Here is a 16350-nt window from a genome sequence, read left to right as displayed (position 1 = left end):
ATAACAAACCGCACAAAACATTAGCAAAAGACGCAAGACTATGCATGATCATATACCACATAAAAGCTAAAAAGTGTTAAAAAATGTATATTTCAAGCCGAAAAACCTATTTAATAAAGCTTTTAGCATTGATCTTCGTGTACAAAATACACAAACTCGTAACTTTTTAATTACAATAGAAGATAAAATGTATATTGGTAACAAAACTTTCATGATCCATTGAATCACAGACAGGCATGAAAGTTCTTGATGGCCTTTGAGAAATAGACACTTTCAGAAAAAAAGGTCTGAACGTTTGTCCAGACCTCTTTCCAGTGTTTGCTACTCAAAACAACTTTTCTTGTAGTTTTAAATCCTTTAAACGTTTCCTTAACTTGTACATGAAAACGTGACCCGGATCAATTTTAAAAGTAATGTAATTAGGATCCGCTTCTTTCCAAACAGATGTTTCCCTAAGTTGATAGTACTCCACATGTCCAAGCATATACTTAATGGGATACTTCTTAACCAAAGACCGAATCAGCTTCTCATTAGCTATTAGCTGTTCCTTAGTTAACGGATTACGCTCGCTACCTATGTTCTCAATGCCAATAGCGCAATAGTTTAATCCAATAGTATGCCTAGCAAAAGTAGTATCAGCCAAAAACTGATAAATTGTTCCATCACGATCTATCACATATTGCGAAGATACATTTAGCTTACTTGCCTTAGTCAATTCGGGCCTTCCAGGTAATTCAACCGGATTGAATAAATCAAAAGTCTTTTCTACGCTGTTATTTGCAGTCCAGTGCACAACCACCATGGCAGGAACAATCGTAGCCCTATCTTGTATCATCCCATGTCGATCTCTTAGATACTCGAGAGACAACCGCTCTCTATCTTCATTCCAAATTATCGGCTTCTGAACAATTTCAAATGACTGTGCCAGCAATATTGTCGGTATGCAAATAAAGATTATTAGAGAAATTTTCTTCCACATCATATAAAAACTAGGTATTTCAGAGATATATAACTCGATACAACTCTTGCTATTGCTTCATGCCCCCCATTACATCACATCTCTTGGAATGCGAAACTAAAAAAAGCCGAGTCAACAACATTAAATAAAACTTTCGGACACTCAATTAAACAGGTCACATGACTAGCGACCTGTTAATTAATATCCTATTCGGCCACATTGAACCAAAGAGGTGTAAGCAGTCTAAATCTTTCAGAATTGTCTCCTACAGCCTCAGGATTTCTATTTTGCTCATTGGACTCATAACACATGGCCTGTATCCACTGATTGGCATTATTGGCATCAAAAACTACCGTATTCAAATTCGCAGGTCTTTTCAAACTAGGACCATAGATAGAAGTGCTGTAATCCATCCGTCGCATGTCGACCCAAGTCTCTGGATTAAGACATAAAGCAACGTACTTCTGGCGCATTACATGCGCTAACCCTTGTTGTAAATTGTCAAAATGAGCACTCAAACCATCTGCGACCTGTGCATTCCAGTAATCGTTGATATCACTACTGGATACACCAAGCTTACGCATATTGGACTTAACCCCTTCCTCGTAAGCCGCAAGCGCACCTACTTTGTCGCCACCTTTGCGCAACCTAGCCTCAGCCTCTATAAACTTGACCTCTGAATAACCAATAAAACCAAAAGGTGAAGTTATATTTGTATAGAAGCCACTTTTGCTAAATCGACCATAATCATCAGGACTTGTCTTGGTTGCATCTCCAGCAGAGCCATCTGCGAGAATGCCTTGTCCATTCGCAAGAAAAAGCCCTGCTCCCGTTCCTCGATATTCCCCATCCGACTCGGCTCCAGTCATAATCTTACTAATACGGGGATCTTCATATGAAGCGTTCGTAACAGGAAAAGAAGTCAGCATATTTACAAAAAATTGAGACCAAGAAAAATACCTAGGATTAAGCAAATTTTCAAAACCACCCCAACTATACCAAGGATTTTGATCTATTAAGGCTCCTCCCGATAGATAAGGGAACTCCGCGTCCATACCGTCTCCATCAAAAGCTTTGGAACACGCGTCAATAATAGCATCCTCGTCATACAAAGTTGACTTTTTACTTAAATGATTATAATAACGCGCTTTTAACGCCCAAGCAAACTTAATCCACTTCGAAACGTCTCCTTGATATAGAAGATCTCCATTCTTCACATTCAACCCTCTATTATTATCCGAGCGTCCTAATGCAACAATGGCATCATCCAATAATATCTGAATTTTTTCATAAACTTCCTGCTGCTTATTAAATTTTGGCATCAGATTTAACTGACCAGCTCCGTTGTAATAATCGTCGACCACAATATCGCCGTATTGGCTCGTGAGCAGTCCAAAATTCATTGCCAATAGAATCTTTCCCACGCCAACGAAATGTGGATTTCCTTCCTCTTCGCCTAGTGTCACTAAATCAACCGCATTTGGCATGGTGTTTACATAGGCATTTTGCCATAAAAAATAAGCCGACGTAAAACGCCATGTGCTGGCAGCATACCCGCCAGATGTGGCAGATTGGATGCCGGCATATTGCATAACTCCCGCAATTTCCCGCGTCCCTCTCCATTGTGCTGCACCACTTGAAGTGGTAATAGCTCCAGCAATACGGCTAGCCGCCTCAACTTTTGTCGGATTATCCACATCTTCGTTCACATCTAAGAATTTCTCACAAGATGAAAATGTCATGATAATCCCCAAACCAGTATACAATGTTATATTTTTAATGATATTTTTCATTTGTCTTCTATTTAAAATGAGAATCTTAAACCTAAATCAAACCCTCTTGTAGCAGGCAAGCCCAAATTATCAAACCCGAAAGAACCTGAACCTCCGACACCAGCCCCACTGCCAGAAACCTCTGGATCTACTCCTGAATAATCTGTGAACAGCAATAAATTTCTACCTGTAAAAGTAAACTGAAGATTATTCAATTTTAGCTGTCTAGCAAAACTTTTAGCATTATATGTCAGGCTTACATAACGCAAGCGAACCCAACTGCCATCTTCGACAAAGTTAGCCCCTTGACTCGCAAACAATGTCTCATAATAGTTTTGATCGAGATTTGCTGCAGTTGTATTTACCTGTCCCGTACTTTCAATGACCCCAGGAATCACGGTAGTACCGCGATCTAACGTTAACGGGCTAGTTCCTGCTTTGACCATAGCAAAGGCTGTAGAGTTGAACACATCTCCTCCTTGTCTAAAATCCCACATAAATGACAAGCCAAAACCTTTATAATCAAATGTATTAGTAACACCAGCTAGCCAATTTGGATTACGATCACCAATTTGTGATAAAGTCGTGACAACTTGAGGTAATCCTGCATTCGTCAAAAGATATTGACCTTCTCCATTGGTTTTCCATGTTCTGCCGTTGATACCGAATAACGTACCATTCAAGAATGCTGCGCCTTGAGCCGCATCATCGACAACCCAAGCATCCGAGAGTTCTACACGATCCAAGCTTCCGGGTAGATCCAAAACCTTGGATCTATTTGCCGTAAAATTAACATCAAATGACCATCTAAAATCATCTTTGCGAATTGGCTGGGTATTTAACACAGCTTCGATACCTTTATTTTCAATTGAACCTCCATTCAGATACGCTAAAAAAGCACCTGCTGAAGGAGGTACTCGTGTACCGAGAATTTGATCCTCTGTTTTCGACTTATATGCAGCAAAATCTAAACCTAATCTCCCTTGAAAAAAACGTAGATCTAAACCTAGCTCATAAGAATTGGTAAACTCCGGTTTTAAGGTAGGGTTACCATAGTAATCGGCTATACTTGAAATAAATCCTCTTGGATTAATTGTGAAATTATTTATTGAGGTCCCTAATAAAGTAGCCAACTTATGAGGGGGTGCGTCTTTACCAACTTGTGCCCACGCTCCACGCAATTTTGCGTAATCTAAAATACCTGTAGAAGAGCTTCCACTTATCTCTTTATACAAATCTGTCAAGATAAAAGAGGTACTGATTGATGGATAGAAAAAGGAATTATCTGAAACAGGCAAAGTCGACGACCAGTCATTTCTTCCTCTAAAGTTTAAGAAAACCATATTTTTCCAGTTCATATTCAAATCACCGAAAACACCAACAATACGTCTTCTAGAACTACGCACAACAGATGTTCTATCTTCCATATTGGAGTTATTAATACTGACAAAATCAGGCTCTATAAAATTAGTCGCTGAGACCGTTGTAGTTTTACGATCCATCATTTCTAAATTGTGCCCTGCAGTGAATGTAAAACCAAAATCATCGAAATCTTTTTTTGCAGTTGCTAAGAATGTCGATGTAGTAATCTGGTTATTAGTTCCCGATCTCACCAGATAACCGCTTTCACTTGCCTGAGAAGTAGGTGTAGTCACACTTTGAAACGTTTCAGTATAATAATCTGTCCCTAACCTATAGGTTAAATTTAACCAAGAAAATGGATCATAACTTACGTCTCCTACTGCAAGAAAGCGATTCACATCATTCGTTTTTGCATTTTTATTAATTGTCCAATAGGGGTTATCCATAGCGCCATCAGAGCCAGAAGACAACATATTCTGCGTACCATCATCAGGATTGATATAATCTGTCATATCAACATTACGAGGCCAAAAGAAAACCCCCATAATTCCGTTTTTACTACCTTGAGCAAAATATGTACGGTCAGAATTCACATAATTCATGTTAGCGCCAAACTTGAGGTTGTCAAACACCTTATGCTCCGCGTTTAGACGAAATGATTTTCTACCAAAATCAAAATGATCAACAATACCATTTTGATCTAATACAGATGCTGAAGCATAATATTTTGTTTTATCACTTCCGCCACTCGCAGAAAAATCATGGTTTTGACTAAATGCAGTTTTAAAATAACCGTCGATATTATCGTAAATTTGATAATCTCCAGACTCCGCAGCAGGCCCCCATGAAAGATAACTTTCAGGATCGAAAACCCCATTTACCCCTTGCACATATTGATTTTGTAGTTCTGGTAATTTATTGACGTTGTCTACCGAAAAAGTATTTCCATAAGTCACTCTTCCTTGTCCAGAAACTCCTTTTTTTGTTGTTATGACAATAGCTCCTCCAGCCGCTCTAATACCATATAAAGCCGCTGCTGCCGGCCCCTTCAACACAGTCATACTCTCGATATCTTCAGGATTGATATCGACTCCACGATTGGAAGCTGGAGCTGCACCTGCACTTAATCCTCCTTGAGCAACTGGCGTTGTATTATCGACAGGAATACCATCTACTACGAAAAGAGGTTGATTATTCTCACTTAGGGATGAGCCCCCACGTATCATGATATTCGCGGAAGCGCCTGGAGCACCGCCTGAATTAGTCACTTGAACTCCTGCTACTTTTCCTTGAAGTGCATTAACAACATTAGGTTGGTTAGACTCTGTCAATTCTTTGGCGGATACACCCTGAACAGCAAAACCGAGGCTTTTTGTTTGCTGCTTAATCCCAAAGGCCGTCACAACCACCTCGTCCAATGCTTCTTCTGTCGACATAAGCGATATATTATATACACTACCGTCTCCGACGGTCTGTTTCTTTTCTTCGGAACCTATGGCCCGGAAGACCAAAACTTCACCTGGCGCAGCCTGAATGGAAAAGGAACCATCTGCGGTAGTTTGCGTGGAACGTGTCGTTCCTTGCACTGTAACCGTTACGTTCCCCAATCCCTCACCAGTTGCAGAACTAACGCGTCCTGAAACCGCTTTTTGCTGGGCCATCAAACAGGTTGTGATCATAAACAACCCGATAAAAACTAAGAGTAATTTTTGTTTCATACGTTTGATAGTTTGTTTGTTAAAAAATAATTATTTGTACTGTTACACTCGAAATAACTGGATTTATCATAAGCTTAGCGCTTACAATACTACAGAAAAAAAAATAATCATGCATTATTTTGCAAGATTATTTAAAATTAATGGAAAATTTGGAATAATTACAAATTACAACTGCTTAGAATTCGCATTTAGCAGCGTGATTATGCTTCTTTTTATTTTTTATCCGCAAATTGACTAAAAACGTATTTATTCATAAGACCACTTTTTGTAACAGCCGTCCGACTTCTTTCTCTCCTTATTGAAATCAGCTATCTGATGTAAAGATCGATTAAAAATCTACAGCCATCATTTCAATCAAAACCGAATACAGCGACGAGGGATACTGACACGCCTTTCTCTTTAACTTCCTAAAACCTATCAGTTCAGCAAATCGCTTCCTATCAGTTCGCGAGATAAGATGCGCTATACCTTTGTTTTAGACAATCGGTACTAATTAAGTAACCGTATCTAGAAATAAAGATATAGCAACAATGAAAACAAGAAAAAGACATATAATTGGTTACAGCCTGCAGATTTTTCTGATGATCTTTTGGCTGTACGTTGCACTGGATAAATTGTGGGGACTAAAAGCTTTCCACATTTCATTACTACGCCAACCCTTTCCGAATTGGTGGGCAGATATACTGTATTGGAGTCTTCCTCTGTTCGAACTGGGAATAGCGTTATTGTTTGTATTCGCGTCGTCATCGCGAGGAAAGGATGACCGACGCGATCTTTTAAATAAACAAAGATTGCTTCCTCGCTTCGCTCGTCGCAATGACGTGGTTTTTAATCCCTACCTCCTTTCCGCCCTACTCCTATTGATCTTTACCATATACATCGCTTTAGGTGTAGCCGGTCTTTACGCCAAAAAGCCCTGTGGATGCGCTTCGGTATTTTCTGGACTATCATGGGAATGGCACCTGCTGGTGAATATAGTGTTATTGGGGCTATCGACCCTCGGTTGGTACTTGAGTGGCCCAACCAACCCAATCGATACAGCTATACGCTATAAAAAATCCATCAAGCTGTTTTGCACCTTCCTATTGTTAGTCTCGATACCGGTCTACCATATTGTTTTAGTCGTTCATAAAAGGTTTCCAAGAAAGTTTGCTCCCTTCCCGGGCAGGCCGGTATGGGAATAAATTATGATACGTGCTGATATACCCCGTAAAAAGTATATCCGGGGCTTTAGTGATCACTCCACCCCGTTAAAGAACGATGGGAGATCAGCTGTTACTCAAAACCAGTAATATGGAAAGTTTAAAAAGCTACATAACAGCCATAGTGGCCGTAGCTGTAATATTAGGATTCTCGGCATTTAAAGTTGCAGAGAAATTTACTCAACCGCAAAGTGGTTGGTATCAAATATCAGTCAATCCGTCTGCACCAGATGACAAATCTCAGCAGATAATAGGAGGATTTGAGAGCGAAACTGCTCCCAATGAAGAAAACTGTAACCTCGAGTCTGAGGAAACACCTCCTTGTCAAGTTCATTTAAATCTGACGAATTTCTCCGGAGCCGCAACTCCAGCAGGGCTATCGGTCAGTGATGCAACAAATCCATCTACCTACAATGGTGCATTGGATATGAGCCAATCTTCGGATGGCTATGCAAGACAAGAAGAAGAGTAAATAACTAGGGTGTTTTAAGGATGTAGCCAGCCCGCGTAAGCAGGTTGGCTATATTCTCTAACAATAAGTCAATTTTGTTCAATTCCTGACAACTCAATAACATCGTCCGGAATCCGCCAGACATACTTCCCTGAATTGGGGAGCAGTTCATAAGTTGTCCCGTTTACCTCTTTTGAAACCGTTCTTGCAAATGCTGGTTCTTGGTTTAACCTTCTTAGGTCTTCCCATCGGAGGCCTCGAAAAGCAAGCTCCCGCCGCCGTTCCGTGATAATCTCGTACAATAGCGAAGATGGCTCGTCTATCAGCAAAGGGATGTAAGATCCGGTCTCAAACCGTTTACTTCGCAATACATTTAAATCTGCGAGACCCTGATCCATCTGGTTTAGCCGAACATATGTTTCCGACCGGATCAAATAGAGTTCCGACGTGCTCAGGCCTACAAAAAACGGCGTTGATCCGTGATAAGATCCTTTAAAAAAGATATTATTGATACTTCCCTTGTCATAAAAAACTACTTTACGGAGATCGGCTTCTTCATATAGATCATATAGCTCAGGATCAATGTGCATCCTGGCTCTACCCAACAAATTAACAGCGGGCGCATAACAAAAGAACAGCACCTCTGGATTACTCTGTCCATAATCCGCTTCAAAGGGCTTTGCGGTATTCAATGTATTATAATCAATCAACTCGTCTGAATAAGACAACGCCAGGTCTGCGTATGTTAATGCAGATTGATAATCTCTCATCAATAGGGACACTCGTGCCAACAGCGCATAGGCAGCAGGCTTTGATGGCCGCATCTTCGCCAGCGGTGTAACAGGCAATAGATCTGCGGATTCCTTCAGATCCTGTATGACACGAGCATATGTCTCCTTCACGCTATTTCTTTTACTTCGTAGGGTAATATCCGCTTCCAGCCGCAGCGGTAATCCCAATGGATCATCTGTATCTGCCGAAAACGGTTTACAGAACACCTGAGCGAGCTGGTAAAAATTCAAAGCGCGGAAAAACAAAGCCGAGCCCTTCACATTTTTCCATTTTTCGCCTGCTTTTTCTGAGGCATCAAAGGAATCTATATTATCCAGTACCAAATTGGTGTGCAGTATCCTTGAATAGGCATCGTTCCAGTCATCGCCGTCCGATCCTTTATAATAATTAAGATTCCACAGGTATGCTTCTTTCCGCGGAATGTTAGTGAGCGCCTCCCATACGGCTGTAGTGAGATAATATTCATCGGAGCCGATCAGTCCGAGCACATGTGCGGCATTTGAATTCATTTTGGCCGTTGAGTTGTCCATCAGCGCCTGATAATCATCTAAAGAGCGCATTGTCCCTATGCTTCTATCTGATTTTACGTCTAGAAAATCTTCCTGACAACTGATCAAGAAAATGGATATTGTATATAGTGTTATTACCAAACATTTCATATGTAAACAACTTATCTTTTACTAAAAACCTTTCTGTTAAAACCCGATCCGAGCTCCGAAGGAGAAGCTCAATGGATTGGTGTACATCCGATTGATAAAATCTGGATCCTCATTACCGAGACCGGCATCTTTTTTCCAGATGAGTCCGAGGTTACGAACATAGCCGTAGATTGCCAAGTCCCTCGATCTAATTTTTTGACTCCATTTTAGCGGTAACTGATAATTAAAACTGACATCCTGTAATCGTAAGTGTGTCCCTTCGCGTACCAACACCTCGGAGTTACCGTAAATATTGGATATAGCAGCTGCATTCGTAGCCGGCATTTCTCCGACCTCGATTTTCCGGGGGACAGCGGTTGTCAGCTCATCGCCGGGTTGTTGCCATCTATCAAAATAATCGCTGTGATATCGTGCATAGAATTCACCATCAGGCTCCATTGATTTCCTACGTACCACGTAACCTGCTTTCCACGATAACAGAAAACTGACTTCAAGCTTTTCAAACCTAAATGTATTCATCAGCGAGCCGTACCATGTCGGTACACTGACACCAGCATTTTTCAAATCTTCGCGGGTAAGCTGCTGGTTATAATAAACATTATAATCTGTAACGGCCTCACCGTTGTACTCCAAAACAGGCAGACCATCGCTATTTAAGCCATTCCAAGGAATACTGTAAATAACATCGCGGGAAATTCCGGTTCGGGGTGGCGGAGCTGGATAAAAATAATGATACAGTGCCAGGTTACCTTGATCGTAAAAGTTCATCACCCGGTTACTCGAATAACTGACCATAACATTTGTAGACCATAAAAATTTACGATCGATGTTTCTGGTACTTATATTTAAATCCATCCCTTTCGTCCGTATATCCGCATAGTTTATTTTATAGGCACCATTTACCCCGGTAGTCGGGTCTAAAAATGTATCACCGATCAGATCTCTTCCATTCTTAACGTAATAATCAAGATTGGTCTTTATTCTGCCGTTCAAAAATGACAGATCCGTGCCCATATTCACTGTGCTGACCTTTTCCCATCTAAGCGACGGATTTCCGATCGAGTTCAGTGACGCCATAGCAAGGTTTATCAAAGACTGTCCGTGTGATATGGTCGGATAGTGGGTGATCGTTTTGTTGACGTTACCTGCTACACCATACGTTAACCTCCATTTCCACGAATCGACAAAGTCGACCTTCGACATAAACTTTTCCCTGTTCATATCCCACATCCCTCCTATAGACCAGAGTGGCACCCCTTTTTGATTTGCTTTTACACCAAAGAGATTACTGCCGTCCCAACGGAGACTAGACGTAAGGGTATATTTGTCCAGCACACGATAACTACCATTGAAATAATACGAAAGATCTCGATTTATGTACTGCCTGTGCAATTGTGAAGCACTTGGTATTCGTTGAAATACCGTTCCTGTAGGACGCGTTGCATAGCTCTGGTTGAAATTATATTGTGCGCTGCCCGTCCAGTACTCACTGTCGTAATTATAGAGCACCGAAGACGGCAGCATCTCCGTCTGGGCATGCCTAATTTCGGCCCCTCCTAACGTAGTCAATTCAGTATATGTCCATTTTTTTGAGTAGTTCGCCTGTATCCGTCCGTAGTGAGATAAGCGTTCTTGCGGACTCGATGTACGGAAAATACTGTTGTGGGGAATGATCCGTGTTCCATTGGACTGCGTGAAAGAATTGACGAGACTACGTACGTAATAGCTGTCTTTATCGCTCAGCGTCTCACCTCCGCTATTTCCTAAAATGCCCTGATATAGCATGCTTAATTTCAGATCTTTATACAGCTTAAAGTCAAGTCCGATACCTGTTCTTAGTTCTTTAGAAAAGGATTTATTAATCACCTTACCCCGATCCTCTAGAGGACTATAGGTCCAGTCAAGCAATCCCTCGTTTGCGGCGTACAGGGTATATGCATACCTAAAGTCTTTTGGGATCGACATCAGATCACCATGTTCATTACGTAACTGAAGATATGGAGATACCATCGACGTTCCGCCCTGCAATATAGCAAGGTCGTTATATTCCAAACCGTTGCGTTCAGCATTTTGATTTACAAAGGCGGCATCCACCATCAGGTCTAACCAGGGAAATACTGTAAAATTATTTTGTAGACGGGCATTGAAGCGGTTACTATGATTACCAACCACATCCTGCCGATCGCTTTGATACGAGGTGGTGAATAGATAACTGGACCTCGCGCTCCCACCGTTCATGCGTAAATTGTATTGATCCAAAATTCCCGGACGGTAAAGGTGCGTCATTGCCTCCCTTCTGGTATCGGTAACGGACATTATGTTACGTCTTTTCTCCAATTCGGCCTCGTCTATCAGACCCTCCTCCAACATGTTCAGGTAATCTACATATAACGGGACCGCTATATGGTTTCCAAAGGTAAATAGTCCTTTGTCATACCTTTCTTTTTCAATGTCCATCACTAAGGAGCTGGGCAACCAAGCGGTACCGTACGTTAAATCCGGAACCTGGGACAGCCGCTTATTGACCGTAAAGTCGAGCCGCATTCGTTCGTTCTTGCCACCTTTTTTCGAACTGATGACAATCACCCCGTTTCCTGCGCGTGCCCCCCATATAGAAGCTGCCGACGCATCTTTGAGTACTGTTATACTCTCCACATCATTTGGGTCGATATTATCTATACTACCTTCATAGGGAAAGTTGTCCAAAATAATCAAAGGTGTTTCATCCGATTCGATGGTACTTATCCCCCTCACGCGGATGTCCGATGCAGAAGTACCCTCCGGGTTTACAAACTGTACGCCCGGCAGTAAGCCTTCCATACGTTGCAGGACATTTCCTCCCATCGCTCTATTGAACAGTTTATTATCTACATGCACGTACGAACCTGTCGCTCTTTCCTTATCTAAGGTGTAATAGCCTGTATTTATCTGTACCTCTTCCAACATGTTCCCTTCTTTATGTAAAAGCACCATGGTTCCCATCTTTGCATTTGGTTTAACTGCAATAGTGGTATCAATAAATCCGATGTGTGATACTTTTAAAGAATCGTCCGCTGTTAGGATTAGGGCAAATTGACCTTGCTTATCAGTAAACGTAGTACGGCCAGATTTTATCAGGGAAAGCGTAGCATTTTGTAAGAGATCCCCTGTGGCGGCATCTTTTACAGTTCCGGTGAGGGTCTGCCCCGATCCAACCCGAAAAAGTACTAAAAGGAATAAGAAAAAAAGAATTAAATGTTTCATCTTCTCCCCTCCAATCCTTCCATATGTGTAGCTTCAAATCTATTTACGATATCTACAGGTCTACCTTCTAAAATTCCTCGTATCGCAGCATCGTCATAGCCACGTACACTGGGACAGGCCAGATACCTGCCCTTATATATAAATATGGGATTACCAACTACAGGACGTTTGAAGAAATGAGACTGGAGGATAAAGTAATTTTCGCCCACCACGCAGGGCATATCCCAGCCACGGTTTTTAATAAAAGCTGCTACAGTTGTATGGTTGCTGTTATGAACCGGTAACACCATTAATTGTTGTCCGTAGTCCTGTTGTAGCTCGTTCAAGTGGTCAAGCGCCTTTACACAGGGAGAGCACCAGGTTGCCCAAAAATCGAGAACAATGAGATCTTTGTGCTGATATTCCCTCAACGTGACGATCCGGCGTCCGCTCTTTTCATTAACGACCTGCAATGGAAGATCCCAGATACTGTCCGGAATACTATCACCCAAGAATGGCTTACCTATGAACGAGGTATCCTTCTTAAGGAAAACAGTTGACTTTCCCCGGATCAGTTTCCCGTCGTATAAGGCCTTCGTTACCGCACCAAAACTGTGGAAACTGACACGGATGCTATCATCGCCCCAGTGCGGGGGTATCACAAAATAGCCCGCGGTATCCGAAAAGACCAGTTCTCTAGTCTTATTCGCTAACCGTTCAATCTTTGCTCCTTCTATCGGTGTAAAGGCTGCATCCGAGAGGACACGACCTTGATATTCAGTTGGTGACCCGTCGGCAGCTCGCTCTCCAGCGGACTGCGCCTGGGCATCACTAAACAACACAACAAAATACAATAGGAATGTACTGAAGATTGCTGACCCCTTGCTTAACAACATTCCGTTGCGTCGCAATGAGGCTACCGTTAAGCTACCAAATGCATGTAAATTATCAGAGGCATTCCGGTACAGAGCCACTAGCTTGTTACCGACTTCCTGGTATCGGATTGGTAGCTTTTTAGTAAGTCTTTGGTAAGTCTTTAGTAAGTCTAGGGTATACTTTTGATAAGTAACCCGTATACTAACAGTAGCTTTTTGGTATAGCGACCGTAGGTCAACAGCATTTTTTACGCACGTTGTTCTAACTTTCTTTTGCCTTTCTTCTACCCTTCTTTTACTTGTCTTCTGCATTTTCTGCTGCTGGTAATCTTCCGGCTTCGGGCCCGCTTCGGTCAGGAACATGGCACGCCCGAAGTCCAATCGAAGCCGGCCCCAAGAAATGTAGGAAATGGGGCGAATAAAGGGCGAAATTGACTGGGAAACGGACAGAGCAGGTGCAACAGATAATATGGCATTTTCGCGGTTGCGTATGCGCGGCTCACGTTTGCTTTTTCGCAACTCGCAATTGCGAATGCTGCTAACGTGTTCGCAAATGCCGTGTTTGTGTTTGCTTTTGCGGCACTTTGGTTTGCAAGCCACGTTTTTGAAAACCCATATGCTGCTTTTGTAATTGCTAACCACGCTGTTCCAACTGCATATGCGGCTAACGCGTTTGCAAGTGTGGCTAACGCAATTGCTAACGGCGTATTTAAGTTTGCAAATGCCGCACTTGTGTTTGCTTATGCCGCTTTTAGGATTGCGAGTACGGCTAACGCAATTGCTAACGGTGTATTTGGGTTCGCAAATGCCGCACTTGTGTTTGCTTATGCCGCTTTTGGGATTGCTTATGCCGCTTTTGGGATTGCGAGTGCGGCAAACGCAATTGCTAATGGCGTATTTAGGTTCGTAAATATCGCACTCGTGTTTGCGTATGCCGCTTTTAGGATTGCGAGTGCGGCTAACGCAATTGCTAACGGTGTATTTGGGTTCGTAAATGCCGCACTCGTATTTGCGAATGCCGCTTTTGGGATTGTAAGTACGGCTAACGCAATTGCTAACGCCGTATTTAGGTTTGCAAATGCCACGTTTGTGTTTGCGTTCCAGCTCCTTTTTCCCGTTCAATTTTGTTACCAAGCTCTCTTTTAACCGGCGAGTATTCGGGACTTCTTTAATATTAAAGGATTCTTGTCCTTCTAATGGATTGTCTTTTGTGTTTGAGAAAAGGGCATACCTCTCCCCTTTGCGTAATTTTCGCATTCTTTTAATTGCTTAATGCAAAGGTTGCGAGCAAGCTACACCTAACCCCTATCTCCTTCTATCTAACTCCTACTCAACCTTTGCAGTTTAAAAAATAATTTAATTTGAAATCCGAATGCGATTCAGCGGTCTTTCAGGTTAATATCAGTGTCATATACGCATTCTAGAATCTGGCCATATTGGCTTTTCCCGCGTGAGCTATTCCGGCGGAGAAATCAGGTTAATCTGTAAATGTTCAGCTTTTTTTTGCATTTTTACCGTTAAGTTTACGGTAATAGGAGACATCAAGATCTAATGGAGGATTATGTGTTATAGATTGGGCACTACCTCCCTGCCAATCCTGAGTCCCCACACAAGAAGCAGATCTACAGCAGTACCCTATCCATAACAAAAGACAAAGATAGTCATTTGAATGAATTGGGCATAACACCTGCTGCCTCGCTCTTGTGTGGGAGTTTTGATTGACGAGACCTTTATGTATATACCTATACCAAGTTTATTATTGAGTTTTATTCTTTATCTCATATTAGTTTTTTATTAACATCAACATAGAACAAAGATATAGATAAAATTCTAAATACAAAATATAATATATAGAATTTTAATATTTACAACTTTGACTACTAAAACTATACTTCCAGCACCAAAGGAATTCGGCTTACAATTAAAACTTTATCGGGAGAAGACAGGGTTAGATCAAATTGAGACCGCGAACTTCTTCGGGATGAAGCAATCTCAATTAGCTAATTATGAACTAGGAACCAACAGCATAACTATTAAAAAGATGGAGTTTTTGGCCGCCGGATTTGGTGTAAAATATTATTATTTGGCCAATCCTAATGAACGAATACCAGATCTTGTTCAAATGCCGGACGATCTACAATCTTTTGTGGAGGTTTGTTTAGACGCAAGAAACAAAACAAAAGAAGAGAGAGCAAATCAGCCAAAAGAACGTACATGGTCTTCAAAAGAACTTCATCAATTAATTGATGAAGGTTTTTTTGATCAAAAGAAGTCTTCGAAACAGGCCTTTTTAAAAATAAATCCTAATATCTCTGACGAGGACGTAACAAATAAGTATGGTCAAGAAATAGGAAAAATAACAAGCACGCTTAGCAAAGGGAAATTTTCGAAACTCCTGGACAAGCTACCCGCCGAAGGGAGTACTAAAGTTGTTTATTTCATTAAATGCGTTAACTAAACAAAAGGGTGTATTTTTGCCACCAAATTTTCTAATCAGATTAGTGAAATGCTCCTTGTATTAAAAAGACGCGCCTAGGGGCCTATTTAAGGGCAAGGTTGAAAGTATCTCTTCTTATAAGGTATTTGCACTCGCAATTCTTTTGGTCTTGATCCTGTAACTCTTTTTGAGCACTTTTTTACGACCATGGACAACGGCCTGTAGTAGGAAACAAGGAATAATCGAACACCTAGATAAATAGAATTCCGTCGTCGAGATGTTTCAGGTATCCGACTTTACGAAAACCATTAAAAAATAGTCTCCTAGTAGGAATCGCAAACCAGCACTAATTAGCAATTTACTCTATTTAATAAGTATACATTTAATCCTGGTATCGAGTAAGTTTATAACACCTAAAAAAGTCTCGTCATAATGTATCTCTTCCAATCCTTTTAGATGATTAATAACATCTAGAATTATCGAAGTATTACTGATTATCACATTTTTAAAACTTAACGATTTTATTGGCAGGCCAATAACTTCTTCTAAACCCTCAATTCGTATATTTTCAAATGAAACTTCCTCTACATTTTTCATCATGGCCAACCATTCAGGAACCTCTTCGTAAACTAAGTCAGTATTAGGTTTCTTTCCAAGAATTGAATTCAAAACAAGTTTTTTTATATTAAATATACTATCGCCAACATTAAACATATCCAAAGAAGAAATATTTGGACTGGTAAATAAAATAATAGGGCGCTTATTCTTTCCTAAAAGAATATCTCTGCCATTGAAAAATAGGACTTCTCCTTCTTCCCCTTCTTTCCACTGAATATTTAAAAATCCACTGCCCTGAATCTTAGATTCTGGAACATTTTTATCGTCTCTCAACATATCGTCTT

At 41.1% G+C, this 16350-nt stretch carries 11 protein-coding genes; 4 read left to right on the top strand and 7 right to left on the bottom strand.

The annotated features are described in order from the left end of the window. Positions 1 to 325 precede the first annotated feature (325 nt). The 3 genes from FAZ19_RS02495 to FAZ19_RS02485 all read right to left on the bottom strand — a co-directional run bounded on the left by FAZ19_RS02495 (position 326) and on the right by FAZ19_RS02485 (position 5810). Positions 326 to 982: an N-acetylmuramoyl-L-alanine amidase gene (locus tag FAZ19_RS02495; RefSeq protein WP_229707284.1), complete on the bottom strand. Its 657-nt coding sequence runs from the start codon at positions 980 to 982 to the stop codon at positions 326 to 328. A gap of 182 nt (positions 983 to 1164) precedes the next feature. Beyond that, positions 1165 to 2751, bottom strand: coding sequence for a SusD/RagB family nutrient-binding outer membrane lipoprotein (locus tag FAZ19_RS02490; RefSeq protein WP_136819017.1), 1587 nt, complete (start codon positions 2749 to 2751; stop codon positions 1165 to 1167). A gap of 11 nt (positions 2752 to 2762) precedes the next feature. After that, complete coding sequence (locus FAZ19_RS02485; protein ID WP_136819016.1) at positions 2763 to 5810, bottom strand: SusC/RagA family TonB-linked outer membrane protein; 3048 nt, start codon at positions 5808 to 5810, stop codon at positions 2763 to 2765. Positions 5811 to 6340: 530 nt separating this feature from the next. Here FAZ19_RS02485 and FAZ19_RS02480 point away from each other — a divergent pair. Beyond that, complete coding sequence (locus FAZ19_RS02480; protein WP_136819015.1) at positions 6341 to 6994, top strand: MauE/DoxX family redox-associated membrane protein; 654 nt, start codon at positions 6341 to 6343, stop codon at positions 6992 to 6994. 109 nt (positions 6995 to 7103) lie between these two features. Next, positions 7104 to 7484 (top strand): hypothetical protein, encoded by a 381-nt coding sequence (locus FAZ19_RS02475; RefSeq protein ID WP_136819014.1) that lies wholly within the window; start codon positions 7104 to 7106, stop codon positions 7482 to 7484. A 68-nt stretch (positions 7485 to 7552) separates the two neighbouring features. Here the strand turns inward: FAZ19_RS02475 and FAZ19_RS02470 are convergent, their stop codons facing one another. The 3 genes from FAZ19_RS02470 to FAZ19_RS02460 are packed head-to-tail and all read right to left on the bottom strand — an operon-like array spanning position 7553 to position 13530. Further along, positions 7553 to 8914, bottom strand: a complete 1362-nt coding sequence (locus tag FAZ19_RS02470) for a RagB/SusD family nutrient uptake outer membrane protein (protein WP_136819013.1) — start codon at positions 8912 to 8914, stop codon at positions 7553 to 7555. Between the two features lie 36 nt (positions 8915 to 8950). Next, entirely contained in the window at positions 8951 to 12157 is a 3207-nt protein-coding gene (locus FAZ19_RS02465) for a SusC/RagA family TonB-linked outer membrane protein (protein ID WP_136819012.1), read from the bottom strand. Next, positions 12154 to 13530: a TlpA family protein disulfide reductase gene (locus FAZ19_RS02460; protein WP_169305544.1), complete on the bottom strand. Its 1377-nt coding sequence runs from the start codon at positions 13528 to 13530 to the stop codon at positions 12154 to 12156. The genes FAZ19_RS02465 and FAZ19_RS02460 overlap by 4 nt, the downstream gene beginning before the upstream one ends. A 45-nt stretch (positions 13531 to 13575) precedes the next feature. Between FAZ19_RS02460 and FAZ19_RS23770 the strand changes: the two genes are divergently transcribed. Further along, entirely contained in the window at positions 13576 to 14157 is a 582-nt protein-coding gene (locus FAZ19_RS23770) for a hypothetical protein (RefSeq protein ID WP_211245417.1), read from the top strand. 727 nt (positions 14158 to 14884) lie between these two features. Beyond that, positions 14885 to 15469 carry a helix-turn-helix domain-containing protein gene (locus FAZ19_RS02455; RefSeq protein WP_169305542.1) on the top strand — a complete coding sequence of 195 codons (585 nt, stop codon included), beginning with the start codon at positions 14885 to 14887 and terminating at the stop codon, positions 15467 to 15469. Positions 15470 to 15811: 342 nt separating this feature from the next. Here FAZ19_RS02455 and FAZ19_RS02450 read toward each other — a convergent pair whose 3' ends face one another. Beyond that, a complete protein-coding gene (locus FAZ19_RS02450; RefSeq protein ID WP_136819009.1) occupies positions 15812 to 16342 on the bottom strand; it encodes a hypothetical protein in 531 nt (176 codons plus the stop codon). Positions 16343 to 16350 lie beyond the last annotated feature (8 nt).

Source organism: Sphingobacterium alkalisoli (assembly GCF_005049105.1).
Taxonomy (GTDB): Bacteria; Bacteroidota; Bacteroidia; order Sphingobacteriales; family Sphingobacteriaceae; genus Sphingobacterium; species Sphingobacterium alkalisoli.
Note: the sequence above shows the minus strand (reverse complement) of the source record. Positions and strands in the feature narration are given on the sequence as shown.